Origin of the sequence: Shewanella sp. FDAARGOS_354 (assembly GCF_002209245.2) — a bacterium.
Classification (GTDB): domain Bacteria; phylum Pseudomonadota; class Gammaproteobacteria; order Enterobacterales; family Shewanellaceae; genus Shewanella; species Shewanella xiamenensis.
Map to the genome: position 1 here is coordinate 2200998 of NZ_CP022089.2, position 24852 is coordinate 2225849.

Consider the following 24852-nt stretch of genomic DNA (forward strand, 5'->3'; position numbering starts at 1 on the left):
ACCCAAGGTTTATCGGTTATGAATGCAAAATGCTGTTCCAATGATAAGTGTAGCGAAACGGGCAACAGTGAAAATAGCGCCGTTGATGCACCTGATAAGCATGCAAAATATGCCTACCTTAGTGAATTTAGGGTGCCTAAAATGGACTGCCCTGCCGAAGAGCGTTTGATCCGTATGGCGCTGGAAACAGTTGAGCCCGGTGTTCTGTTACAGTTTGATATCCGACAAAGGCAGGTTCGCGTTTTTCACACGGTGAATGCCAATGAAATTACAACAAAAATGCACAGCTTAGGGCTGGGCGCATCGCTGACAAAGACCGGGCCGGTGAAACCCGAAGAGGTAACGCAGGCCAGACAATCCACAGAATCAGGTTCGCTGCGTGAGGAGTTAATTTTAAAATGGTTGCTGGGCATTAACGCGGTGATGTTTGCAGTAGAGTTTGTGACCGGTTGGCTGGCTCAATCAACCGGGTTAATAGCCGACTCTTTGGATATGTTTGCCGATGCAGCGGTATACGGGGTTGCGCTATACGCAGTCGGGCGTAGTAGCAAGGTTCAATTAAACGCCGCACAGCTTGCCGGCTGGCTGCAATTAATTTTAGCTTTTGGGGTGATCAGTGAGGTGATACGGCGCTACCTGTTTGGTAACGAGCCAGTGTCGACGTTGATGTTAATTATGGGCGCTATTGCTTTGGTTGCTAATGTGATCTGTCTTTCGTTAATTCATCAACAAAAAGAAAGCGGCGCGCATATGAAAGCCAGTTGGATTTTCTCTGCAAATGACGTTATCGCAAATGCTGGGGTGATTTTGGCCGGATTATTAGTCACCTGGACCGGGTCACGCTATCCGGATCTGGTAATAGGGTTCATCATTGGATTAGTTGTACTCAATGGTGCGCGCAGGATTTTACAGCTAAAAGCGTAAGTCGCAATAGCGCTACCATAGCGCTAACTTACTGAGGGATTTATGTTAGGTCGTACATCAGGCTTATTATTACTGTTGCTGATTATGCTGAATCATGCCGTGATGGCCTGTGATGCGTTAGTTATGCATTTGCCTGATCATGCCCATGCCTACACTGACCTGCAACATGAACACTGCCACTCAGATACCCTTTTCGACGTAAGCAGTGAGCAAGTCACTGCACATAACGTTGCACATAACTCTGAGCATGATGCCGACGAACACAGTAATCATGCTCATGTGACCTGCTATATCGCTTTTTTTCAGGGCATGGAACTGCTTAACTTCCGTGACAGTGTTATAGCCGCTACCCAACCAGGGTTAAACCTCATTAGCTATCCCCCACCGGTGCCGCCGCCAAATATCTGATCCTGCTTGTTTATCTTTTTTTATTAACGATTAACTTTCAGGAGCATACCCATGCGTATGACACTAATGCTGCCAGCAATACTGGCGGCGGTATTTTGCGCGCTTCCGCTACGTGCAGAGCCGCAAGCACTGACATTACAACAGGCAATAGATAAAACGCTGCAACACAACCCTCAGCTGCATCAGTTTAAATTTACGCAACAGCGTCTGTTTGCAGAGCGTGATTTGCAAAGCCTTAAACCCGGTTATCAACTCGGTGTAGAGCTTGAGAATGTTGCGGGCACCGGAGAGGCCAGAGGGCTGGCCGGTGCTGAGCTGACAATCGCCTTATCTTCCGTGATAGAGCTGGATAATAAAGCTCAATGGCGCGCTGCGGTAGTAGACGCCAGGCTCAATACTCTTGAATGGCAGCAACAGGCGCAAACCCTGGATGTGCTGGCAGAGCTTACCCGCAATTATATTAATCTATTGGCCAGCCAGCAGGAATTGACACTGACAGAAGAGGCCGTAGCGCTCTCAGAAGCCCTGCTGCAAAGCGCTGAAAAACGTGCTGCCAGCGGTGCCTTGTCAGATGCTGAAATCATGCGGGCAAAGGCGCAACTGGCGCAGGTTCAGATCGGGCGGGACGCCCTGTTGCAGCGCATTGAGCGGCAAAAAATAGCCATAGCACGTTTTTGGGGTGATACCAGCGCCAACTTTAACGTTGTGGCAGGTAACTTGTTTGCTTTTGGCCAAAGCCGCCCTTTTGCTGAGCTGTATCAGCGGCTGCAACAATCGCCGGCGTTAACCATTTTTGCCTCTGAACGTCGGTTAAAAGACGCTGAAGTGCGACTGGCACAAAGCCAGAATCGCGCCGATCTGAGTTGGCAGGTAGGGGTAAGACGCTATCAGGCCAGTGATGATACAGGCCTTACCTTTGGTATCTCAGTGCCGTTATTTGCTGAACGTCGCAATAGTGCAGCCATCGAAGCTGCGCTGGCAGAGCGAAACAATGTCGAGTATCGACAGCAGGATAGCTTACTGATCCTGCATGAACGCTTGTTTGATGCGTACTCGCAACGACAGCAATTTATTACCAGTCACCAACAGTTGGCGCAGTACGTGATCCCCAACCTGGAACAAGCGCTGGATCTTACGCGTGATGCATACCAGCGCGGGCGCTCAAATTATCAGGATTGGCTTAATGCCCAGCAAGAATTGTTGCAGGCAAAAAGACACTTACTGGAAACCGCCACTGCGGTGCTATTGAGCCAGGCGACGATTGAACAGCTTACCGCCGAGCCGGTAACGCAGTAACTGACAAGATTATTGCCCCGCTGCCGCACTTAATTAACTGTGCGACGTGGCAAACAGAACATACAGGAAGATAGCATTATGAAACCACATGTAACACTGGCAATGTTTATTGCAGCCTGGCTGATGCCGATGCATGTAATGGCCGCCAATGAGCAAGAACAAGCTCACGTCCATGCCAAAGAACAAGCGGTAAAGCCGCAATCTGACACTAAGAAAAATGAAGAGCACAAAAAACATGAAGAACACAATGAGCATGAAGGGCACGACGAAAACGACGAGCATGAACACAACGAAACCCTAAGCAGCCGCATTAGTGATGATATGGCTACGGCAGTTAATATTGTCACAGACCGTGCTGACAGCCAGCGATTACGCCAACATCAGGTTGTTTATGGCAAGCTTAGCGCTGATCCAAACCGCATCAGCCATGTTAATGCCCGTTTTCCCGGTATTCTTACCTCGGTGAAATTCTCGCTGGGTGACAGCGTAAAAGCAGGCGATGTACTGGCCGTTGTCGAGTCAAATGAGAGCTTAAATACCTATACCATTAAAGCGCCAATTGACGGCGTTATTATTCAGCGCAGCGCCAATGTTGGTGAAGTCGCACAGCAGCAGACGCTGTTTAGCATTGCTGATTTTGGCGGCCTGTGGGCAGATTTTCGCCTGTACCCGTCACAACAAGATGCTGTCGCGACAGGACAAAAAGTGGTCATTATGGCCGCTGAAACTGAGATTAACGGCGTAATTGCGCATATCATCCCATCATTAACCCAGCCCTATCAACTGGCCAGAGTTAAGCTGGATAACCGTGACGGTAAACTGTCGTCCGGGCAATTGATCGAAGGTGCTGTGATAAGCGGTGAATTCAACGTTGAGCTTGCCGTTAAAAAATCGGCCATTCAAATACTGGACAATAAAAGCGGTGTCTTCGTGAAAAATAATAGCGAATATGTCTTTTCCCCATTGCAGCTTGGCCGTAGCGACATGGATTATGTCGAAGTGATTGCCGGTTTAAAGCCCGGCCAGTTGTATGTCACTACAAACAGCTATCTGTTAAAAGCGGATATTGAAAAATCTGAAGCCGAGCATGATCATTAAGGGGGCACTATGATTGAATCCATGTTGCGCCTGGCTATTGCGAGGCGGTATCTATTTTTAATGCTGACACTGTTGATTATTGCCATTGGTAGCTGGAGCTACCAACAGTTACCGATTGATGCAGTGCCGGATATTACTAACGTTCAGGTACAAATAAACACGGCGGCACCGGGTTATTCGCCACTTGAAGCAGAGCAGCGTATTACCTATCCGGTAGAAACTGCCCTGTATGGCTTACCCAATTTAAGTTATACCCGCTCATTGTCACGCTATGGCTTGTCACAGGTAACGGTGGTGTTTGAAGAAGGCACGGACATCTACTTTGCCCGCAATTTAATCAACACCCGGTTAAGCGCTATCAAGGATATGTTGCCTGAGGGCATAGAGCCTGAAATGGGCCCTATTTCAACCGGTCTTGGTGAAATCTTTATGTATACGGTGCAGGCCAAGCCGGGCGCGCTGCAACAAAATGGTTCACCTTACGATGCCATGGCACTGCGGGAAATCCAGGACTGGATAATAAAACCTCAGCTGGCACAGGTTAAAGGTGTGGTGGAGGTAAACAGTATTGGTGGCTACAACAAGCAATACCATGTGTTACCCGACCCACTGAAACTGCTTAATTATGGCCTGAGTATTAAGGATGTTGAACTGGCCCTGCAAGCCAACAATGACAACCGGGGTGCCGGTTATATTGAACGTGAGGGCATGCAACTGCTGGTACGCTCGCCCGGTCAGTTAACCTCTCTGGATGACATTGCTAATGTCATTATTACGCAATACGACACAATACCGGTAAAGCTGAGTGACGTTGCCGATGTTGCCATTGGCAAAGAGCTGCGAACCGGTGCGGCAACTCAGGATGGTAAAGAAGCTGTGCTGGGTACAGCCATGATGTTAATTGATGAAAACTCACGCACAGTGGCACGCGATGTCGCGCAAAAGCTGGAGCAGATCAAAAGCTCTCTGCCAGAGGGTATTATTGCTGAAGCCGTATATGATCGCACCACCTTAGTGGATAAAGCCATTGCAACCGTCAGTAAAAACCTGCTGGAAGGCGCATTACTGGTGATCGTAGTGTTGTTTATCCTGCTGGGCAACCTGCGGGCGGCGTTAATCACTGCGGCGGTGATCCCGCTATCAATGCTGATGACCATTACCGGCATGGTACAAGCCGGCGTTTCTGCCAACCTGATGAGCCTGGGTGCGCTGGATTTTGGCTTAATTGTTGATGGTACGGTGATTATTGTCGAGAATGCGGTTCGCCGCCTGGCGCAGGCACAGCACAACGGCCGTATCCAACCGCTAAAAGAGCGCTTAAATACGGTGTATCTGGCAACTGCAGAGGTTATCCGGCCCAGTTTGTTCGGTGTGGCCATTATTACTATCGTGTATATTCCTATTTTTTCGCTGACCGGTGTCGAAGGTAAAATGTTTCATCCTATGGCAGCGACTGTGGTGATGGCCCTGTTATCCGCTATGGTGTTGTCGCTGACCATTGTGCCTGCCGCTGTGGCGGTGTTCTTAAATGGTAAAATCAGTGAAAAAGAAAGTGCGGTCATAAGAGGCGCTAAAACCCTGTACGCACCGCTATTAGCGCTGGCACTCAAATTTCGCTGGCTGGTGATTGGTTTGGCCAGTGCTCTGGTTGGTGTGTGTCTGTGGTTGGCGACCACGTTGGGGGCAGAGTTTGTGCCTCAGCTTGATGAGGGCGATATCGCTTTACACGCCATGCGTATTCCGGGCACCGGCTTAGAACAAGCCGTTGCAATGCAGGAAATTCTGGAGCAGAAGATCAAAACCTTTGCTGAGGTTGATAAAGTGTTTGCCAGAATTGGTACCCCAGAAGTGGCGACCGATCCGATGCCACCCAATGTGGCTGACAACTTTGTGATATTAAAACCGCGCAGTGAATGGCCCAATCCGGATAAAACCAAAGCCCAATTGGTCGCTGAAATGGAGGCTGCTTTGGCGACATTGCCGGGCAATAACTATGAATTTACCCAACCTATTCAGATGCGTTTTAATGAACTGATTTCCGGTGTACGAGCTGATCTGGCTATTAAGGTATTTGGCGATGATTTAGATCAGATGGTTACAAGCGCTAATCAAATTCTGCAAGCCGTCAACAAGGTGCAAGGTGCTGCGGATACTAAAGTGGAACAAGTCACTGGTTTGCCAACCTTGTCGGTGATCCCCAACCGAACTGCGCTTGCCCGTTACGGCTTAAATGTGGTTGAACTACAGGACTGGGTATCAGCGGCAATTGGAGGTACGTCGGCCGGTATTCTGTATGAAGGTGACAGACGCTTTGAGCTGATTGTGCGCTTGCCGGAAACCCTGCGTCGCGATCTGGACAAACTGGCGGTGTTGCCGGTGCCATTACCAAATGGGGACTTTGTACCGTTACAGGAAGTGGCTACCTTAGATGTGTCGCCTGCGCCGGCGCAAATTAGTCGTGAAAATGGCAAACGCCGGGTAGTGGTAACCGCGAATGTGCGCGGGCGAGACCTTGGTAGTTTTGTAGAAGAGGTAAAGGCCCAAATCAACCGTGACGTTAGATTACCAGCCGGTTACTGGCTGGACTATGGTGGTACTTTTGAGCAGCTGGAGTCCGCCAGTCAGCGCCTTAGCATTGTGGTGCCTGTTACGTTGCTGCTGATTTTAGGTATTCTGGTGATGGCTTTTGCGTCATTTAAAGATGCGTTGATTATCTTCAGCGGTGTGCCGTTGGCGCTCACCGGTGGTGTGTTGGCCTTGTATTTGAGGGGTATGCCTTTATCAATCTCTGCTGGCATTGGCTTTATCGCCTTATCAGGCGTAGCGGTGTTGAACGGTCTGGTGATGCTGAGCTTTATTCGCGATCTCTGGCGTGAGAAAGGTGACTTGCTGTTAGCGATAACGGAAGGCGCGCTTACCCGGTTGCGCCCTGTGCTAATGACCGCTTTGGTCGCGAGCCTCGGTTTTGTGCCGATGGCGATTAATATTGGCACCGGTGCTGAAGTGCAGCGCCCGCTGGCGACAGTGGTGATTGGCGGTATTATTTCGTCAACCTTGCTGACATTGTTGGTATTGCCCGTGTTATATCATTGGGTGCACAAAAACGATAACCGCAAACAGCAAACGGAATAATCATTAACCTGCTTCGCTGCAGCATTGGGCTGCAGCGAAGAACGTTTTGGCAATAGTATGGGTGTTTATGCTAATACGATTAAAACGATAACCGCGTAAATAGTCAGGCGTATTAAGACGTCCCGCCAAATGGGGCTGTCAGCTAGCAAGGGTTGCAAGTCAGCTGGCAAGGGCACTGGCTTTAAAGCAGAGATATTCGCGCCTCCAGGATTTCCCCTTGGAACCCAACCAAATATAAAACCCGGAACCGTTGCTATCAAACGGACGATCTGACCAATAACCTCGCGATTATCATTGCGTTTAAGCCCAATTCGTAACATCTGCCAGTGCGTCGCTATGTGCGGTATAAAATATCTCTGCCCTAAAATATGCGCTCTTTCAAGAGACTTAAACGCATTGTCTAAATCATTGACTTGTTCAGCCTCCATGGCTGAGCGCATACTGATTTGGTACTCATGTTTAATTTTTTTATTCATTTACTATCACTAAGATAATGAGTCTGCGAAAGAAAAGAGCAATCCTCGATCGCTAAATAAGAGACGCGAAGCATATCACTGATTATTAAATTAAAGCTTAACTTAAGTGTACTCTTTAGAGACTACATACATTAGATAATGATAAGACATAGATTCTATTCTGCACTTTAATGTGCATTAAAGTACAGTTCTTTAACTGGAACAGCAACAAACTGCATACCTTGTCACTAACATAGTTAATTTAGATACTGCTTTCACTATTCTAGTAAATATTAGCAATATGTAAAAAAACTTGAGTTGTGATTGATTAAAATAGTGATGTCCGCTTTTGGCACATAAGTAATATTCATAAAGTGCGAATACTACATTAGCTCACTTAACTGCAAAAACCGTAACCAAAGTTTTAATTGAGCCACTTGGAACCATAACAAAGTACATCTTGCTCCCCATGTATTGCCAGAACTCGGCCTCTTGTGCATATTTTTTTGCTTTTTGGATAGTGACGCTTTCTGGTAACTGGGCTTTAGTTAGCGCAGAACATAGCAGCTTTGAGCACAAAGCCTTCCAAGGATGCTTAGGTACACCGTCTGAAAGCCGTTCCACAAACCGTTCCTGTGCATGACGAGTCACCACGACAGGCCCAATACTTGGCACATTGATGACCTCATCGATTTCTCTCACGGTAGCATTATCGACGCAGTATTCTTCGAAGGAATGGGAGAGCCATTCTTCCCGTTTTTCTACCGATATCTGTGCTTCTTGGTAGCGGGTGAGCAAGAACCTAGTCAGGCTGTAAAGTGAATGCTGAGTTGAGCGTTGTTTCTGTAACTTTTTGATGGCTCCTTTACTGACCCGGATTTGAAGCCCATTACCGCTTCGGTTACTCCCCATCACCTCTTTCACTGACAGTAGGTGATGAATAGCATAAACCTCAGCTGCAATTGGCTTTTGCTGCTCAGGTAGCTTGTCGTATTGCTCACCTAAATCGACCTTTAGCTCACCACCTCTTCGAAGGCCGGTCTTCCAGTAAACCGTAAACTCACCATCAATCTGCTTTGTTAACAGGGTTAATACCATCATATTTGTTTCTCCTATTGGTTATCTATTTTTCATTCTCCATGTTTTTTCAAATATGCAAGGCGCAAAAAAAGGGGCCGAAGCCCCTTGGATCAGATATGAACTTTCGGAAAGCCCATGGCACCGTAAACATTCAGCACATCATTCCAATCCCAACTTTTCACGCCGAGTGACGTTGGTATCGGAGGGATCAACATTTGTGTCAGAATGCCTTTTTGCCAGGCTTTTTTCTTGAGTTCATTCGCTGCATTCAGGCCGGTCTCAGATAGATCATGATCTGCCCAGATGTACAGCATTTTCACATTACTTGGTGGTTCAAACCTAGCAAGTAGCGTTGCATTCACAACCGACCAACATGTTTGTCCCGTTGCTCTGGTAACAGCTAAAGCCGTTTCGATACCTTCAGAAACACCTAGTACCTCACCAGGCTCACCAATCGGAATGGCACCGCCAGTGATTGTTCTGTCACTTGGTATCGGCATCATCTTTTTAGGCTTTTCAACCGGCGCTTTGAATCCATCTTCACTTAGGTAGATCCGATGGAACGTGGCCGAACGCCCTTGCTGCGTAACGATTTTACCTAGCAGCGCTGGGTAGCTATCGATCAACAGACCATCTTCATCATGGTAAGGCAAGCTTGGATGAAACCTCAGCACCGAATCCCATTCAGGACGAAGCCGGGTAACAATGCCACGACGACGCAAGTAGTTCCAAACTGGTTGCGCACGAGTATCTGCAAGAGATAACGTTTCTCCCCAGGTTTGATTCAAGCGATGGATAATCGCTTTGTCCTCTTCCTGCTTTTTAGCCTTCCAATCAACAGCGTTACTCGGTATTGGCCGAGTAGGCGCTTGTATTTGTCCGGGTTGAATACCTAGAACTTGGCCGATTGCTTCAATAGACTGAGCAAAGTTCCATCCATTAATCCAAGACAACAGTTCAAAGCCATCATGAAAGATACCGCAGGTGTTACAAACGCCACCTCCGGTATATTCAGCATCTTTGAACAGCCTAAAGCCATCACGACCGCCATGAACAGGACAAGCCACATGACGGCCTTTTCGAGCAATAGCGGCATCAAGTTCTGGCGCCAACGCCGCCAGTATTTGAAGCCATTGGCCATTAAGATATGGCCTTACTGTTTCAATTTGTAAAGGTAACGCCATATAACCTCCTTAAGTAAAATGCCGACTCCTACCACAGGTGGTAAAAGTCAGCTTGGGTCCTGCATTGAGCCGTTTGGTTAATGCAGGAACGTTAGTCAAGCTGGATACCATGTCGTCTTAATAGCCACATGATGGAATCACGAAGCACATCAGGATCGACAACCGCAGCCATAGCGCAAACACGAAAGCAAAATGGCGCTAATTCGTCATTTTGAATCCACGACAACACATCCTTTCGCAATCGAGTACTGACACGACCGTCTAGCAATACACGGATCGCATCCAATAGAATGCCTTCGCGTAACTGCCAGATTTCCGTGTCAGACCAAGTGACAGGGGCATCATCAAACTCAAATAGAAATTCGAGCTGTGCTGATGTGTGCTGATGGGACTGCTTTTGTGATGTAGGAGAATGGGCAATACGCCCATTCATTACAGATAACCGCGTTCGGCAAGCGAAACGCAGCCCTCGGATGCGACCACGACATGGTCAAGCGTTCGAATATCAACAAGTGACAAGGCGTCACGAAGTCGATGAGTGATGCGTTTATCAGATTCACTGGGTTCAGGATCACCCGATGGATGGTTATGAACCAATATCACTGCTGCTACATTAAGTTCTAGCGCTCGCTTTGTTACTTCCCTTGGATACACGCTCGCTGCATCTAAAGTGCCTTTGAACAGCTCTTCAAATCGAATAACGCGATGCTTTGTATCAAGAAACAGCACGCCAAAGACTTCGTGCTCATACTCGTGCATCAGTGTTTGCAGGTATGAGAACGCCGACGATGGCTGTTCAATTTTGCGACCTTTACTCAATCGACCACGAGCAAGCTTGAGCGCCATATCTAAGATATCCGCCTCGGTCACCTGCTCAGGAACGATGTAAGTACCGGCTTCTTCGCCAGCTAAGAACTTTCTGTTTTTCATAGGAGTCTCCAAAAAAAAGCGGAGACGAACCCATGCCCTGACGGAGACGGAATCGTCCCCGCAGGGTGGTAAAATTGATGTGGTTACTGAATTAACAGTTGTTGTGTTACTTCGAATAACTCACGCTTTAGATCTTTGACGTCATTAATCACAATGCTTTGAGGAAAGAATTTTTCAACACTGCGTGTTTGAATCCCGATCCCCAGCAGCTCAAAGCCACTGCGTCTGCACCGGTCAACAATGTCATGCGTGGCAGTCCAATCATCTGGGTCACCATCCGTTAGCACTATCATTAGCTTTCGCTTCTGTTTTTGCGCTAACAAACTGTTTGCCGCAAACCACATCGCTTGCGCCATAGGCGTACAACCTCGTGGTTTTTGGTCAAAACAGGCGGCCCGATGTCGAACCGATTGCTTGGGCAATAACGCGATAGAAACTTCCTGATGAATACCAGGAAAATAACTGACCGCAGGTACAACACCCGGTATGCCTTCCAGTGCCATGGCCAAAGCCAAAGCGGCTTCATTGGCAACATGAAAGTACTTTCGATTACCTTCTCCAATGGGTTTACCCATTGAACCCGATATATCGACCAGCAAGTGCACAGCAGCATTAGGCGCAATGCGAGGTTGCCTTTGAATAAACAATCTCGACTCACCTGCTTGTGAAGCGGCAAGACGATGGGTTGCAACTCGAAGACCGTGCCGTTTGGCATGATTCCGATTGTCCTGACTGGACTGAACCATGCCCCTAAGTCGGGCTCGAATTTGAGCGGACTCAGACGCCGATAAGGTCAAGATGGCCTCATCACCCAACATAGCGTGCTCTGCTTGGGGCAAACTGAGTGGAGTGACACCCTGATGTCCTTCAGCTTGTTCCGACAACACTTCTGCCACTTGGGCAAAGGTATCGGGTTCAAACTGAGCGGCACTGGCCTCTAAGGCTTGTCGCAAATTGTCAGCTTGATCAGAGTTATCTGAATCCCCCGTTTCAGCAGCATCCCCCATTGCAGACGAGTCTGCTTCCGGGGTTTGACTGTCACTACTGTTATTGCTGTCATTACTCGCATCTTGTCCAATGTCATTACCGTTATCAGCATCCGACTCATCCTGTGGTGGACGAGATTCTTCTTCCAACATGGCAACGATGGCATCGACAAGTTTTAGCACTTCACCTGTAGACGCTAGGCTAGGCACTACTGTCAGCATGGCGCTTAACCGGCTCATCGCTGCGGCAGGAAAGAGTTGTCTGACTCTTTCATCAACAACTTGATACAAAGGCGTCAGTGCTTTCTGACCGAGAAAATGGCATCTCAAGCGGAACAACAACCATGCTTGCAAGTTAGATGCAGGCTCAAGCTGTTCAGGTACACACATTTGCTGTGTGTCTACCATGTACTTAATCACTTGCGAAATACTGCGCCGGGTTCCGGGGTAATCCTTTGCCAATTCGTTTTCAATGCGAACATCCTCAATGATATTGAGAAGTGCCTTTCGGATCGGCTTGGACGACGCCTTCTGCACCATGTCAAAATTGGTATGCCGAATATGCGCCGCTTCATGAGCCAGATAACCCCAAGCTATCTGTTGATAGTGTGGGTCGTCTGGGTTTGCTGTTGGGATCACAATCCGCTCACCATCGGTAAACGCATCTTGTCCTTGAATAAGCACCTTCACACCAAACTTTTCGCCATAAGCGGCGGCAACGATTGGCAGTGCGTTTTTTAATGGATGATTCATGGGAGTCTCCTAATCATTAGGGGGAATACTCCCTCAGCGGGAGCGTTTCCCCGCTGGGAATGTGGATGTTTAAACCTGTGCTTTTAGCTTATCCAGGTCGTATTTTTGACCTAACCAAGCCACCAATTGAGCTGGACTCTCGTGCTGTTCAAATGACGTTTTAAGCTGGTCTAAACTCAGGATGTCATCCAATGTCAGACCGTACTGGTCCTGTAACTGAGTAGACACCTCGTGTTGATATTGCAGCCAGTCCCGCTCAAAAGCGGCTTGCTGCAATGCCATGTTTGGAACAAATACCATGGCTGATAACCAAACACCTTGTGCGTCCGCATCTGCGATCAGCACAGGGTTCTTAGGGATCACGACACTATGTGTTGAGTACGACCGTTGTACTAACGCTCGACAACACGCCACTTCTGGTATCGATTCACTTTCAACCGCATCAGTCACACCACGAAAATGCGGTTCAAACTGGTTCAGTTGGCTGGGGTTATGGATGGTTGATTGCATAATTTCCTCTTACATAGTTCAGAGGACATGCGCCCTTCAGGGCAACATGCCCTCAAGGACGTTAGAAATAAAATGAGTTTGGTACAGTCGAACCAAGGTTTGGTCTGACGGTTGGTTGTGGTATTGCACGTAAGTTATCTGCCTGAGTAGATACTGGCTGTGCGGGTTTAGGTTCAGGTTTGGGCATCAGTTGTCTGATATCCAATTGACCTTCACCGTGCATTCTCATCTTGTCTGGATCAGACAAAATTAAAATGGTCGCCATCAGTTCGTGATAGAGATTGTCTGTCACAGGGCCGGTCTTCGGCAGACGAACAAATAAATTGTCCATCGCTTCAACCATCGGCTGAACTCGATGATCCAGGAATGACAAACCATCCAACTTGTCTCTTAATCGCTTGAGAGGATTAAGGGCTCGCTGGCTGATTTGATTCTTACCTGCAACGGAACGCTCAAACAGTTCATTGGCATCACGAGCCACCTCCCTAAAGAGGGTGTGTCCCATGCCATTGACCTTGTCATCTAAGCCACCAGCTTGTTCAGCCGGTTGCATTCGATAGATGGCATAATCGAACTGAAGCCGTTGTTTCACGTCTTCGACGGGTGATAATGCACGTCGGATTGCATCTGCAAATTCCGGGTGTTTCGCAACCCAGTCAAACGTCACCTGATCATAGTTGTCCAAGAACAACTGCTTACACTGCGCAAACTCCTGACCGATCCGGTCAAGCTCTGGAACAATCTGATCAATTCGGTCTTCAGGGACGGCATAGCCACCTAAAAACCGCACACCGACTTGCTCACACAAGCGCTGCGCTTCTTTCTTAAGCCTTTCAAAGTTCGCCAATGCCTCAGGGTCGCAAATTTTTTTACTCCCTAAGCTGGCAACATCCTTCGGTGGAAGTTGGCTGCCATTGGCTAGTCTGAAATCTTCAGGCCTTAGTTTTTTTCTACCGCTCCAGATGGAACAGTCGATGTGACAAATCAAAAGTTTGTCGAGGGTTTGAATACTCATAGTGCATCCTCATGCGAGATGGGGACGCACCACTCCCAGCAGGAGCAATGGCCCCCGTTTGGGTGGTAGTAGTTGACGCGCTAATGGCAACATCACTATCAGAAATAGTAATTTTGCGAATCAGGCGACGATTGGTTGAGATCGATTTTCACAGGCATTAAGTCCAGTGCTTCAGCTATCGGGCGAACCCGCTCTAAATCACTGCCTAGCAACCGCAATACATCTTTTTCTAACTTCAGTTGGTCGGATACCTCTATCCCTTCAGGACTCGCTACTGTGAGTGAACACAATGCTGGTAATTGACGCTTAAAGGCCAGTAACAGCAACAATGGCCACGGGCCATCATCAGTGTTAACAATGCCAGCGCCTTCACCTGACACCATGCTGATTTGATTGGTACTAGGTAATCCGCTTTTGCAAAACCCTAATGACCATGCTCCAATCCTGACCTGGTTTTCATCAATAACAGCCAAGCCATAGGCTTCAAGCAGCTTTGCCATATCGAACAACGCTTTTTGCGCCAGCGAGATTTGGCCATTGACGTCCTTGCGAGTACGAAACTCCCAACTGACGTTATTGGCGCACGCGACGCTATCAAGCGCATTTGAAAGTTCAAATGGCCGCCCTTGATGATCAATGCCGACGTGTCCAACCAATCGATAACCCTTGTTGATTTTCTCATTGATTCGTCGGTCTGCTTCTGCGTTAGGATCAGTCGAGTCAATCAATCGCTGCTGCGACAATTGACCAGCTTTTCCAAACCGAACTTCAATCTCCTGGGTATCAGATCCAACGTAAATGGCCCATTCTTTGGCTGTCCCATCAGAATGACTGTAACGGTAAAGAGCAAAGCACTTTTCCATCATCAATCCTCCCAGTGGTCACCGAAGACATCAGCGGCAATACGGTGAATGGCTTCACGTTGCTCCAACTCAGCACGAGCCGTCAAAGACCGAACCAGTGCATACTCCACTGCGTTAGGAGCGCCTTTAAAAGCAAGTGTTAACTTTGCCCAGCGCACCAAGGTCCGAGTGGACATGGTGATACTAAGCTCTGCACCGCCATCCGCGCCCCCAATAAAGAGACGACGAATGTCACCAGCCACTTTCACCATTTTTTGGCGAAAGACTTCTGGCAAGCCTGGCGCAACGTTCTCCAGAATGGCTTCCTCTACAGAAGGCTCTGCATAGGTCGCTTCGATGATTCTAAAGCGATCAAGAAAAGCCAAATTTTGTTGAAGCACACCTTGATACAAGCCCGTCTGGTCACCGCTGCCCGCACTGTTGCCGGTAGCGATAAAACGAAACTTGTTATGTGGAATGATGATCTCTCCGCCATTTTGTGCGATGACCAACGGGGCACCTTCCAAAATGTCATTGAGCCCAGCCAGTTCAGCAGGCTCAGCAAGATCCATTTCATTAATGATCAGCAAATGGCCATGCTTGACAGCCAGTGCCAGCGGTCCATACACAAAGGTCATGTTGCCATTAACCAGCGTGTGGTGACCGATAAGATCGGACAACTCCAATCGACCGTGTGCAGTAATTTGCTGAACAGGCCAATTCAATCGAGAAGCAACTTGGCAAATTAGCGAGGTCTTACCGCATCCTGTGGGGCCTGTAATATACAAACCGTCACCGTCTGGGTTAGACAAAAACGCCAATACGTCACGTAAGTCTTCTTTTCTAAAAACATACTCGTCCTTGCGAACGGGAATGTTTGGATGGGTAGTGTCGGCACTAAATCCTTCGAGAACGAAAGCATCAGGAGCGGGGACATTAAACGCTTGATTCACTTGAACCAAAAATGGGGATTGTTCAGTCATGTTAAACCTCATCTGTTTTGACGAGGCCCCATGCCCCAACAGGGAATGAAGTCCCCGTCGGGTGGTGTGTTGATTGTGGTATGGCTGTGTATGTAAGAGTTCAGCTCGCTCTATCATTCGTACCCAGCATTGGCTACGAGTGAAACTGCTTTCTGATGCACTCAATGTAAGCGCATGAGAAAGGAGCCGAAATCGGCTCCAAGTGAACGTTAAAAATAAAATGAGCTCGGCGAGTCACCTGGCAGAACCAAGTTCTCTTGCTCAAGGCTGATTTTGATTGGTGTTTCAACGGGCTGCTCTGGCTTATTGGTGCTGATACGCAACCGCTCTTGTGGCGCTTTTCGGTAAGCAGCTAAAACCTGTTCGTCCAGCTCGCCTAATTTATCGGTGGCCAATTGCTTATAGTCCACCGTGCCCGCCATCATGTAGCGGCTGAGTTTGACCCCAGCATAGTCGGCATGAGCGTAGTTACCCATCATAGCGACCAATTTTGACTGAGCGTCTCGCATTTCCTCTTTCAAAGATTTAATGTGATTTTCCAGTCGGACAACTTCGGCATGTGCTGAGCAATACTGGCGAGACAACGATGTCCAGCGGTATTGAGCTTCACCCTTGGGAACAAAACAATCTTGTTCAGGGCATTTTGACGGTTCTTTTTTGGTCTGTACTAACTCCCAAAACTGAAGCGCTGTTTCTTGCAACTCAGTTAAGAACGCCGCGTCTCGTTGTATTTCAAACTCAATCAGTTGATCCTCAAAATAGAAAACCAACCAACCACGCGTGCTATTGGCGACCAGTATTTGATGCTGTACCTGCACCCAATACAACTGGTACGCCTCGCTTTGTTCTCGGTGAGCTTGCACATCCTCAAAAACTGACTGGCAAGGACATTTCAGTTCAACGGGTTCTCCCGCATCGTTGATGCCATCAAAGCTGGCTCGAAAGATTGCGTTATGATCGGCTTCTGCACATAACGGCAGAAGAAAGTCATTATGCGCATTCTCAAATGCTCGCCTTGCTTGAGGCTCCAACCTTATACCGCGAAGCACATTTGGATTATTCGACAGGTCTTCCGGTAATACGAATCCAGTTTTTTCTGCCCATAATCGCCAAGGTGTTTTGTAGGGTGAACGCCCCATAATAATTGGGGCTTCAGATGCCGTAACCCCTGCAATGCGCCACTGGTGCCATGCAGGAGTACGTTGTGATAGGTCGATAACCTTCATATTGCCTCCTTTGAGGGGGAGACTCCCCCGAAGGAGAGAACTCCCCTTCAGGGTTAAGTGGTTACTTTGCAGCTTGCGCTAACGCTGTTTGGTGCTGAACAACACTTGCTTGAACCGAATCAATTGCCGCTTTACCGGCTTGAATCGAACCTACGACAAGGGCAACAACCAATACCAAGCGAAAAAGTGAGGCTGATTTAGTCATGGAAGATCTCCAAAAAAAAAGACGAGACCTTCCCCCTGACGGGAGAATAATCCCGCCAGGGTTCGTAAAATGAATGCGTGGCGCTAAGAAGCTAAAGGCTGTGTGAGCGCTTTGGCTGCTTGTTGCTGTGCATTAAATATTTCTTGTTTCGCAAACGTCAGCTCAACACCTTGAAAATGTTCATTGGCATATTCCAATGCACTATTCCAAGCGTTTGAAGCTTCCGCCCGCTCGATAAGCTTGTAAACAAGCCCTCGGGTTCGATCATCAACTTGCTCGGGTGGAATCACAGATGGCTCAACAACGTGTGTTGCTTGGCCTTCGATAATTCGCTCCGCTTCGTCTTGATCGAAAATTCCCACAAAGCCAAACGCAATGCGGGAACACTGGATCATGGATTTATGCCTTAGCATTCGCTTAGTGTGCGTCTGCCATGGACCATCTACCCGGTAAGGGCCATTTTTGCCGTTACCTTCAAAAGGTGGTCGATAGACTTCATCCAGATACTCAGTGATTTTGACTGGGTGCGAACGGTCGCGCCGGTAGATAATGCATTCCATCCATTCAGGGCATTCTTTCGCGCCATCCAGTGAGACTTTGTTTTCTGAAGTCTTAAACTCCATGCCATCAAACTGGTCGTGTTGATTGATGATGCGAGACCATCCATCGACACCTACCACTGGAATAATTCCAGCTTGCTTATCAGGGAACGCAAAAATCTCTTTGGTGAAAGGGTTCAAGCCGTACTGATCTGCAACCACCAAGAGCGCCATCATCTGCTCATTGGTCGGTGCACTACCGTCACGTTGCTTGAATGCTGTTGCTTTTAGGGTATCGAACAACTTGTTTGGATCGACACTAAAGCGCTCAGCAAAGCGTTGGATTAGCTTTGGTTTTTCCATTGTGGACTCCGACAATCAAAGTGGGAGTCTGCCCCTGACGGGAAAGTACTCCCGGCTGGGTTAATGAATTTTCGCTCGGTTAAAAATCTGGTTCAGGATAAGTTTGTGCCCAATTAGCTTGGGAGCCCGCATCATCCGCCGGTGATGGCTCAGATGCTTTGTTCATACTATCAAGAAGCAGAAACTCGTCCGCGTCCACTTCGGTCAATCGATGCTTAATGCCATCTTTCTCCCATGAGCGCGTGCGCTGAGGCCCTTGAACAAAAAGCTTCGCTCCTTTTTGGATCAAATCTTTTGCCCTTAGCCCTAACTTAAATCCACCACGATCTCGAAAAACGACCCGATGCCATTCCGTATGCTCTTTGAGCTCATTGGATTGACGGTCGCGCCATTTCTCAGATGTGGCCAGTGAAACACTGGTCACTAAATCACCTGATGGATAGGCTCGCGTCTCTGGCTCAGAGCCAACGTAGCCTATGAGTGTTACTTGGTTTTTCATCTAAATCCCGCGAGAAACCCCGTCCTTCTAGGGCGAGGAGGGATAGCGGTTGCTCCGAAGGAGCAAAAACTACCCGATTGGTTAATGTTAATATTTACTTTCACAAAAATAACTGTATTGTTGTGAACTATGAAAGAGATCGCTATTAAACAACGCTTTTACCCAACGACTGAACAGGCTCAATTGCTTGCGCAGACTTTCGGCTGTGTGCGTTTCGTTTACAACGCGATCCTTAAATGGCGTACCGACGCTTTCTACAACGAAAGCAAAAAGGTTAACTACAACACGGCAAGCTCTAAGCTGACCGAACTCAAGAAGCAAACTGAGTTTGAATGGCTTAACAGCGTGTCGTGTGTACCGCTCCAACAATCTTTGCGCCATCAACAAACTGCGTTTAAGAACTTCTTTGAAGGAAGGGCGAAGTATCCAGCCTTTAAGAAGAAGCGCAGCAAGCAAAGCGCAGAATTCACGAAGTCGGCGTTTAAGTTCAAAGATGGCAATATCTACATTGCCAAGTCCAAACAGCCGCTTGATATTCGCTGGTCGCGTGAACTTCCTAGCGAACCAACTACCGTCACTATCTCGAAAGACAGTGCAGGCCGCTACTTCGTGTCTATGCTGTGCCGCTTCGAGCCTAAACCACTGCCTGTTACCAAAAAGACAACGGGTATTGATTTGGGTTTGACCGACCTTGTGATTACCGCTGACGGGTTTAAATCTGGCAATCCCCGCCATACTGCAAAGTACGAGAAGAAATTGGCTCAGGCGCAACGCCGCCTTTCCAAGAAGAAGAAAGGAACGGCCAACTTCCACAAAGCCAGAATCAAAGTTGCTCGCATTCAGGCGAAGATTGCCGACTGCCGCCGCGACTTTACCCACAAACTCACCACTACGTTGATAAACGAAAACCAAGTGATTAGCTGTGAGAGTTTGAGCGTTAAAAACATGGTCAAGAATCCGCGACTTGCTAAGGCCATTGGTGACGCCAATTGGGGCGAAATGGTTAGGCAGCTTGAGTACAAAGCAGAATGGCGCGGCAGAACACTTGTCCAGATTGACAAGTGGTATCCGTCTAGTAAGCGTTGTAATTGCTGTGGTCACGTAGTTGATTCTCTACCGTTACATATAAGGCATTGGACTTGTCCAGCGTGTGAAGCGCGCTTAGACCGTGATACCAATGCCGCTATTAATATCAAAGCCGCTGGGCAAGCGGTGTTAGCTTGTGGAGCGTAAGTAAGTCCCGATTGTTCTAATGAACTTCGGGCATAACGCCTTGAAACAAGAATCCCCTTCCTTTAGGGAGGGGAGCAGTCAAGATGTTCTCCTCGTCTTAGTTGAACTCTGTGCACACAGTCGCTTCTACCCGGCTGGGCAAAGAAGACTGACGACGCAGATAGGTTGGTATTTCGAGTAAAGCCATGTCGTACTGATGTGGCTCTTTGTAAAACGCAGATGTCAAACGGGGCATACCAGGAGCTTTAGGCACTGCCATTGGACGACGTTTTGGTGTTGGTGTGAGCAATCGCTTGATTTGAGTAAGTACAAATCGAAACGGGCGCACGCATTGACGAGCAAGCAATCGCAAAAGCGACCAGCTCAGTTTTGCAAGCAACATAATGCCTGCGATTTGGATAATAAATCCGAAGATATATTCCATTGGTGACTCCTTAATTTGGTTGTGAAGGAGTCACCCCCAACTGGGGAAAACTCCCCCAGCTGGGTGGTGAAAAGGCGAACCGTAAGGAACGCATGGTTGAGCATGTAAAAACATGCAGGCTATTTGTTTAAGGAGGCTAGCTACCTCTTAGTACCACTGAGAAAACTCAGCGGCGGGCTTCCTTTGAGCTCATGCTCTCAGGCGCAGATATCACTGAAACAGATCAGCAATATTTGATAGTCAGTGTAACCGTCTTATCCAGACAGGATAGTTAGAAAGATGCTCAATTCTTCCACCTAGCTGAAAGGCCATTACCTCACAGAGGATTAGTCTAGGGACTGATTATTGTCATATCAGGAGCAAACTTATGGCCCAAGCAAAACCCAATTACTCAAAACCCATCTTTGAACAATCATTCACAATTAACAGCTTACAGGCGCAACGTGTCGTTGACCGTGTTTTTAGGCGCACGGTCAGTGCGCTCTACGGAATCGATGTCATCCTACGCATCATTGGCGATGAGAACGAAATTGATGAAGTGGAACAGATCATTAGCCAGCTGATCGAGGATTGCGCTATGGCGGTAGACAACGAACAAGCTCGTTTGGACAAACTGATGGAGTCCAACGGTATCGATGAAGTACCTGACTACACCGATCCGATTACCTTCAACGCCAAAATCAGCTCGCCTCAGGTTGGCCAGTTTGTTGGCTTAGTGCGCAAACTCGATGCGTTGATGATCTCAATGGACACACTCTGGTTATCTAGCGTGCTTAGCAACAAGCAACGCGTTGATGGCAACTACGCATGGCAACAGCGCATTATCAAACTTGCACGACGCATTATTGATATCGAAATTCGAGCACGAAAATCAGCCCAAGCTAAGGGTAAAGAAGCAGAAGTTGAGCAAGCGGTGCCTTCAACCGATGACGATATCACTGAAGAGGAAACAGATAACCCCGCCAACTAGCCAACTAGGCTCCCATCAACCAGCCCCTCTCGAAGGGGCACTATATCGCTATCCATGCTATCGGTAATGAGTTCAATAAACAGTATACAATGTACGCATAATGCAGTACATTGTATTGCTTATTTATCATGGAGAAGCACAGTGTCGCGTTCCAAAGAAGAGACTTTGTCAATACGAACATCTAAAGAAATCAAGCTGTTGCTAAAAGCAGCAGCGGAAAAAGAACATCGCTCTCAAGCGTCTATGATAGAAATACTAATTTTGGATTATGCAAAATCGAATGGGCTAAGCACCATCATAGCCTCAGATAATACTAAGTAGTTACGTCTGATTATTTTAAATCGTTATTAATATGATGAAATAATTAGTATTTAATACGATAAACGACTGAGTAATTCGATTATAAATGAACATTGCAAAGGGGAATAATAGTGGCTAACGGTAAAATACTGAGACAGTTGATTAGGGCTGGAACCATTGGTGATTCCGAGGCCTTTCGGCTTGCTTCAGAAGCTGTTATTCAAGATGAGCGTCAAAAGCAACATCACCTTCTTGCAAATGATCTTGAGCAGATATTGTATGGTGAGCATTTAAGACCGCTTAAACAAAATGGACGTAACGCTTTGCCTACTCCTCCTGTAGATAAAGAGCGAGGACTACCACTTTTAGATGTTCGACAAGCTCAGCGACCAATAGAAGAAATGGTTTTACCTGAATCTAGTATCGCACCCATCGAGGAACTTCTTGAGGAACACCGCCGTGTCGATGTACTGAGAAGTTTTGGAATGAAGCCTTCTGGAAAAATTATTTTTCATGGTCCTCCAGGTTGCGGGAAAACCTTAGCAGCTGAGGTCATTGCTTTTGAGCTTGATTTACCTCTTGCAATTGTTCGTCTCGATGCGTTGGTATCTTCTTTTTTGGGTGAAACAGCCGCGAATCTTCGCAAAGTTTTTGATTTTGTTTCTGAACATTCTATGGTGGTTTTATTTGATGAATTTGACGCCATAGGCAAAGAACGTTCTGACTCAGGTGAACATGGTGAGTTACGCCGCGTCGTTAACGCAGTGCTTCAGATGATGGACGCTTATCAAGGGAAGAGTCTAATTTTAGCAGCTACAAACCATGAGCACATTTTAGACAGTGCTATCTGGCGACGCTTCGATGAAAAAATTGACTTCCCATTACCTGATGAGCTGCAAATACAACAAATTCTTTCACTCAAATTGCGTGGTGTACGTCGCCAATTTGAGTTAGATGATAAATCTATCCTCGGGATATTTTCTACAAAGAGTGGCGCTGATATTGAACGTATTGTTCGTAGAGCAGTAAAAAGGATGATCCTACGTAGTCAGGAATTTTTGACCGTTAAGGACTTGAAGCAAGCAGCTTCTCGAGAAAGTTAAAAAAGGGACTAGGAATGGCTAATTATGAACATCTTAAGATTGAAAGAGAACTGCTTGAAAATGAACGTAGAACAAGGAAAGTCAATATCCCAAAACATCCACGAGGTGATCTTCGGGGGCATGGTCAAAAATTATCTAGAGACTTAACTGAATCAATCAGATTCGCACAAAGTCAGCAAACGTCACGTCCGGGTAATTTTGTACTGAAAATTCGTTATACAGGACTTCTCGATATTACCCATCTAAACAAACATGGTATCGAGTTTGTAAGCCAAGAAGACAATCATCTGTGTGTTGTTTTTGTTGATGAAACCGGAATGACTGTGTTTGAAGATCACCTGCAACGCTTAGGTTTGGACGAGACAGAATTGACGTACAAGCAGATTCTCGAGGCCATAGAGGGAATCGATAACTGGACAAGTGATGACCGGAAAAGTTGGGCTCTAAGAAGGCATGGCTTACCAAGGTCAGAGAAGTTTCTCTTAGATGTAGAGCTTTGGCCTGTAGCTGTTGCTCATCACCCAGAGAGATTAAGCACTTGTGATGCATTTGAGCGTTGGCTAGCTCATAACGGAATACGGCGAACAGATAAAGTTAACCTTGATAGCTTAGTAATGTACCGTTTGGAGGTTAACTCTAGTCAGGCTAATCTACTGCTGAATCACTCTGATGTCAGACTTGTTGATCTCCCCCCCAAGAGCGGTATTCGCTATAGCCAACTAAATTGTGACATCAATAGAATTCCTGAAGGAATACAATCCCCTACTCATCAAGCTGCAAGAGTTTGCGTCCTTGATAGCGGAGTAAATACTAACCACCCCCTGTTGGCACCCGCAATTGCGGAAAGTGCAGACTTTATTGGTGATACAGACGGCATGGATTTGAATGGTCATGGCACTGCTGTTGCTGGTGTAGCTCTGTATGGTGACTTGGAAGCGTGTAACTCAACAAATTATTGGCACCCTGAACTTTGGATTTTCAATGGTAGAATTCTTGATGAGAATGCAGAATTTGACTCCAGTTCTATCGAAAAAACTCTCATTGAAGCTGTAACCTATTTTGTCGAAGAACACCAATGTCGGATTTTCAATTTGTCGTTAGGGAATTCCAATGCACCTTACGATAATCGTCATATTCGAGGAATTGCGTATGTCTTGGATAAATTGGCTAGGGACTTCAATATCTTATTTGTCGTTTCTGCTGGGAACTTCTCAGGCTCTATCGATCCAGATGTGCCAAGACATAGCTGGAGAGACGAGTTTCCAGAATACCTTCTAGCTGACGAAAGTATTATCATAGATCCAGCTCCGGCACTAAACGTTCTAACGGTGGGAAGCTTGGCTCGACATAATGCGACTTTCGATGCTCAACGGTATCCTGAAATTGGGCAATTGGCTCCAGCCACAGAAAATCAACCATCCCCATTTACACGTCACGGTCCCACTATTAAAGGTGCAATTAAACCCGAGCTGGTAGCTATGGGTGGAAACTTGGCTTCTCCAATAAGAACAGGCAACGAACTCAATGCAGTTATGCGAGGCATGGGGGTACTGACCTGTAATAGTCGATTCGTTGGGAACACATTGTTTAGCGAAATTAGCGGAACAAGTTTTGCGGCACCTTACATTACCCATCTTGCAGGTCGTTTATTGAATAACTACCCGAAGGCTTCTGCTAATTTGCTCAGAGCACTACTGGTTAATCATGCGAATATGCTGTCGGAGATTGAAAGCAGCTTTCCTGAAGATATGAAGAAATCTTATAGGAGCGCAAATGGACGAGATGCGTTTAGAGATATAGCTGGTTATGGTGCTGTTGATGAGGGGGAGCTTTTTAGATCTTCACAAAATGCCGTTGTCTTAATGGCTGAAGAGAAAATTGAAAACAACTCGCATCACTTTTTCGAACTGCCGCTTCCCGATGATTTTTTAAGGTCTCAGCGTGCTTCCAGAGAAATTAGAGTTACTCTGTCTTATTGTCCAGCGGTCAGGACAACTAGGATAGACTATGTGGCCACTAAAATGTCTTTTAGGTTAGTCAAAGATCAGTCGCTTGAGTCTGTTCAAAGGCATTTCAATCACAGTACTCAGGATGAAACTAAAACCAGAAATGATGATGCTACAAGTAATAGGGACATAAGTGCTGAATTAAGAGGTAAAGGTACAGTTCAATCTTCAACTTGGCGGATTAAACAGCCGAAGCCTTCTGAAAAGTGGTTTGTTGTAATTACTCGACAAGATAGAGATTGGGGTGAGGCGTTGAGTTTCGAACAAGAAGACTATGCCTTGGTTGTGACTGTCACTGATCGAGAGAATGAGGAAGCCCAGCTGTATAGCCAAATATCACAACGCATAGAGCTTAAGGCTAGAGAACGTGCACGGGCTCGAGTGTAGG

At 47.1% G+C, this 24852-nt stretch carries 25 protein-coding genes; 10 read left to right on the forward strand and 15 right to left on the reverse strand.

Annotated elements, in window-relative coordinates:
• Positions 1-18 precede the first annotated feature (18 nt).
• From CEQ32_RS09930 to CEQ32_RS09950, 5 genes are all read left to right on the forward strand, one after another.
• Complete coding sequence (locus tag CEQ32_RS09930) at positions 19-924, forward strand: cation transporter (protein WP_011788524.1); 906 nt, start codon at positions 19-21, stop codon at positions 922-924.
• A 42-nt stretch (positions 925-966) separates the two neighbouring features.
• On the forward strand, positions 967-1332 hold the full coding sequence (locus tag CEQ32_RS09935) for a hypothetical protein (protein WP_011788523.1): 366 nt from the start codon (positions 967-969) through the stop codon (positions 1330-1332).
• Positions 1333-1383: 51 nt separating this feature from the next.
• Positions 1384-2628 carry a TolC family protein gene (locus tag CEQ32_RS09940; RefSeq protein WP_008985545.1) on the forward strand — a complete coding sequence of 415 codons (1245 nt, stop codon included), beginning with the start codon at positions 1384-1386 and terminating at the stop codon, positions 2626-2628.
• A 78-nt stretch (positions 2629-2706) separates the two neighbouring features.
• Entirely contained in the window at positions 2707-3726 is a 1020-nt protein-coding gene (locus CEQ32_RS09945; RefSeq protein WP_011788522.1) for an efflux RND transporter periplasmic adaptor subunit, read from the forward strand.
• Between the two features lie 9 nt (positions 3727-3735).
• Positions 3736-6858 carry an efflux RND transporter permease subunit gene (locus tag CEQ32_RS09950; protein WP_011788521.1) on the forward strand — a complete coding sequence of 1041 codons (3123 nt, stop codon included), beginning with the start codon at positions 3736-3738 and terminating at the stop codon, positions 6856-6858.
• A gap of 65 nt (positions 6859-6923) precedes the next feature.
• Here CEQ32_RS09950 and CEQ32_RS09955 read toward each other — a convergent pair whose 3' ends face one another.
• The 14 genes from CEQ32_RS09955 to CEQ32_RS10015 form a co-directional block, all read right to left on the reverse strand.
• A complete protein-coding gene (locus CEQ32_RS09955) occupies positions 6924-7334 on the reverse strand; it encodes a DUF3703 domain-containing protein (RefSeq protein ID WP_008985542.1) in 411 nt (136 codons plus the stop codon).
• Between the two features lie 372 nt (positions 7335-7706).
• Positions 7707-8414 (reverse strand): hypothetical protein, encoded by a 708-nt coding sequence (locus CEQ32_RS09960; protein WP_011788520.1) that lies wholly within the window; start codon positions 8412-8414, stop codon positions 7707-7709.
• An 89-nt stretch (positions 8415-8503) separates the two neighbouring features.
• Entirely contained in the window at positions 8504-9577 is a 1074-nt protein-coding gene (locus CEQ32_RS09965; RefSeq protein ID WP_011788519.1) for a primase-helicase zinc-binding domain-containing protein, read from the reverse strand.
• 91 nt (positions 9578-9668) lie between these two features.
• Positions 9669-10010 (reverse strand): hypothetical protein, encoded by a 342-nt coding sequence (locus tag CEQ32_RS09970; protein WP_011788518.1) that lies wholly within the window; start codon positions 10008-10010, stop codon positions 9669-9671.
• Positions 10010-10507, reverse strand: a complete 498-nt coding sequence (gene radC / locus CEQ32_RS09975) for a RadC family protein (protein WP_088585946.1) — start codon at positions 10505-10507, stop codon at positions 10010-10012. The genes CEQ32_RS09970 and radC overlap by 1 nt, the downstream gene beginning before the upstream one ends.
• A gap of 83 nt (positions 10508-10590) precedes the next feature.
• A complete protein-coding gene (locus tag CEQ32_RS09980) occupies positions 10591-12246 on the reverse strand; it encodes a VWA domain-containing protein (protein ID WP_088585947.1) in 1656 nt (551 codons plus the stop codon).
• A 69-nt stretch (positions 12247-12315) separates the two neighbouring features.
• Entirely contained in the window at positions 12316-12756 is a 441-nt protein-coding gene (locus CEQ32_RS09985) for a hypothetical protein (RefSeq protein WP_015066586.1), read from the reverse strand.
• Between the two features lie 61 nt (positions 12757-12817).
• A complete protein-coding gene (locus CEQ32_RS09990; RefSeq protein WP_088585948.1) occupies positions 12818-13771 on the reverse strand; it encodes a DUF3150 domain-containing protein in 954 nt (317 codons plus the stop codon).
• A 98-nt stretch (positions 13772-13869) separates the two neighbouring features.
• Positions 13870-14637: a hypothetical protein gene (locus CEQ32_RS09995; protein WP_088585949.1), complete on the reverse strand. Its 768-nt coding sequence runs from the start codon at positions 14635-14637 to the stop codon at positions 13870-13872.
• On the reverse strand, positions 14637-15596 hold the full coding sequence (locus CEQ32_RS10000) for an AAA family ATPase (protein WP_088585950.1): 960 nt from the start codon (positions 15594-15596) through the stop codon (positions 14637-14639). Before CEQ32_RS10000 ends, CEQ32_RS09995 begins: the two co-directional genes overlap by 1 nt.
• A 209-nt stretch (positions 15597-15805) precedes the next feature.
• Positions 15806-16822, reverse strand: coding sequence for a YqaJ viral recombinase family protein (locus CEQ32_RS10005; protein ID WP_000862954.1), 1017 nt, complete (start codon positions 16820-16822; stop codon positions 15806-15808).
• A gap of 61 nt (positions 16823-16883) precedes the next feature.
• Entirely contained in the window at positions 16884-17027 is a 144-nt protein-coding gene (locus CEQ32_RS22960) for a hypothetical protein (protein ID WP_000167275.1), read from the reverse strand.
• 83 nt (positions 17028-17110) lie between these two features.
• Complete coding sequence (gene bet / locus CEQ32_RS10010; protein WP_000414662.1) at positions 17111-17929, reverse strand: phage recombination protein Bet; 819 nt, start codon at positions 17927-17929, stop codon at positions 17111-17113.
• Between the two features lie 79 nt (positions 17930-18008).
• Entirely contained in the window at positions 18009-18428 is a 420-nt protein-coding gene (locus CEQ32_RS10015; RefSeq protein WP_088585951.1) for a single-stranded DNA-binding protein, read from the reverse strand.
• A gap of 129 nt (positions 18429-18557) precedes the next feature.
• Between CEQ32_RS10015 and CEQ32_RS10020 the strand changes: the two genes are divergently transcribed.
• Positions 18558-19661, forward strand: a complete 1104-nt coding sequence (locus CEQ32_RS10020; protein ID WP_032479266.1) for an RNA-guided endonuclease InsQ/TnpB family protein — start codon at positions 18558-18560, stop codon at positions 19659-19661.
• 97 nt (positions 19662-19758) lie between these two features.
• Here the strand turns inward: CEQ32_RS10020 and CEQ32_RS10025 are convergent, their stop codons facing one another.
• Complete coding sequence (locus CEQ32_RS10025; RefSeq protein ID WP_088585952.1) at positions 19759-20085, reverse strand: plasmid-related protein; 327 nt, start codon at positions 20083-20085, stop codon at positions 19759-19761.
• A gap of 367 nt (positions 20086-20452) precedes the next feature.
• Between CEQ32_RS10025 and CEQ32_RS10030 the strand changes: the two genes are divergently transcribed.
• The 4 genes from CEQ32_RS10030 (at position 20453) to CEQ32_RS10045 (ending at position 24851) form a co-directional block, all read left to right on the forward strand.
• Positions 20453-21055: a hypothetical protein gene (locus CEQ32_RS10030; protein WP_015066579.1), complete on the forward strand. Its 603-nt coding sequence runs from the start codon at positions 20453-20455 to the stop codon at positions 21053-21055.
• Between the two features lie 141 nt (positions 21056-21196).
• Complete coding sequence (locus tag CEQ32_RS10035) at positions 21197-21376, forward strand: hypothetical protein (protein ID WP_015066578.1); 180 nt, start codon at positions 21197-21199, stop codon at positions 21374-21376.
• A 110-nt stretch (positions 21377-21486) separates the two neighbouring features.
• Positions 21487-22458 (forward strand): AAA family ATPase, encoded by a 972-nt coding sequence (locus tag CEQ32_RS10040; protein WP_020744900.1) that lies wholly within the window; start codon positions 21487-21489, stop codon positions 22456-22458.
• A gap of 14 nt (positions 22459-22472) precedes the next feature.
• Positions 22473-24851, forward strand: coding sequence for a S8 family peptidase (locus CEQ32_RS10045; protein WP_015066576.1), 2379 nt, complete (start codon positions 22473-22475; stop codon positions 24849-24851).
• Position 24852 lies beyond the last annotated feature (1 nt).

Bases quoted from the DNA above. Each gene is read 5' to 3' on its own strand.
- CEQ32_RS09930 (WP_011788524.1), top strand. From the start codon at position 19: ATGAATGCAAAATGCTGTTCCAATGATAAGTGTAGCGAAACGGGCAAC.
- CEQ32_RS09935 (WP_011788523.1), top strand. From the start codon at position 967: ATGTTAGGTCGTACATCAGGCTTATTATTACTGTTGCTGATTATGCTG.
- CEQ32_RS09940 (WP_008985545.1), top strand. From the start codon at position 1,384: ATGCGTATGACACTAATGCTGCCAGCAATACTGGCGGCGGTATTTTGC.
- CEQ32_RS09945 (WP_011788522.1), top strand. From the start codon at position 2,707: ATGAAACCACATGTAACACTGGCAATGTTTATTGCAGCCTGGCTGATG.
- CEQ32_RS09950 (WP_011788521.1), top strand. From the start codon at position 3,736: ATGATTGAATCCATGTTGCGCCTGGCTATTGCGAGGCGGTATCTATTT.
- CEQ32_RS09955 (WP_008985542.1), bottom strand. From the start codon at position 7,334: ATGAATAAAAAAATTAAACATGAGTACCAAATCAGTATGCGCTCAGCC.
- CEQ32_RS09960 (WP_011788520.1), bottom strand. From the start codon at position 8,414: ATGATGGTATTAACCCTGTTAACAAAGCAGATTGATGGTGAGTTTACG.
- CEQ32_RS09965 (WP_011788519.1), bottom strand. From the start codon at position 9,577: ATGGCGTTACCTTTACAAATTGAAACAGTAAGGCCATATCTTAATGGC.
- CEQ32_RS09970 (WP_011788518.1), bottom strand. From the start codon at position 10,010: ATGAATGGGCGTATTGCCCATTCTCCTACATCACAAAAGCAGTCCCAT.
- radC (WP_088585946.1), bottom strand. From the start codon at position 10,507: ATGAAAAACAGAAAGTTCTTAGCTGGCGAAGAAGCCGGTACTTACATC.
- CEQ32_RS09980 (WP_088585947.1), bottom strand. From the start codon at position 12,246: ATGAATCATCCATTAAAAAACGCACTGCCAATCGTTGCCGCCGCTTAT.
- CEQ32_RS09985 (WP_015066586.1), bottom strand. From the start codon at position 12,756: ATGCAATCAACCATCCATAACCCCAGCCAACTGAACCAGTTTGAACCG.
- CEQ32_RS09990 (WP_088585948.1), bottom strand. From the start codon at position 13,771: ATGAGTATTCAAACCCTCGACAAACTTTTGATTTGTCACATCGACTGT.
- CEQ32_RS09995 (WP_088585949.1), bottom strand. From the start codon at position 14,637: ATGATGGAAAAGTGCTTTGCTCTTTACCGTTACAGTCATTCTGATGGG.
- CEQ32_RS10000 (WP_088585950.1), bottom strand. From the start codon at position 15,596: ATGACTGAACAATCCCCATTTTTGGTTCAAGTGAATCAAGCGTTTAAT.
- CEQ32_RS10005 (WP_000862954.1), bottom strand. From the start codon at position 16,822: ATGAAGGTTATCGACCTATCACAACGTACTCCTGCATGGCACCAGTGG.
- CEQ32_RS22960 (WP_000167275.1), bottom strand. From the start codon at position 17,027: ATGACTAAATCAGCCTCACTTTTTCGCTTGGTATTGGTTGTTGCCCTT.
- bet (WP_000414662.1), bottom strand. From the start codon at position 17,929: ATGGAAAAACCAAAGCTAATCCAACGCTTTGCTGAGCGCTTTAGTGTC.
- CEQ32_RS10015 (WP_088585951.1), bottom strand. From the start codon at position 18,428: ATGAAAAACCAAGTAACACTCATAGGCTACGTTGGCTCTGAGCCAGAG.
- CEQ32_RS10020 (WP_032479266.1), top strand. From the start codon at position 18,558: ATGAAAGAGATCGCTATTAAACAACGCTTTTACCCAACGACTGAACAG.
- CEQ32_RS10025 (WP_088585952.1), bottom strand. From the start codon at position 20,085: ATGGAATATATCTTCGGATTTATTATCCAAATCGCAGGCATTATGTTG.
- CEQ32_RS10030 (WP_015066579.1), top strand. From the start codon at position 20,453: ATGGCCCAAGCAAAACCCAATTACTCAAAACCCATCTTTGAACAATCA.
- CEQ32_RS10045 (WP_015066576.1), top strand. From the start codon at position 22,473: ATGGCTAATTATGAACATCTTAAGATTGAAAGAGAACTGCTTGAAAAT.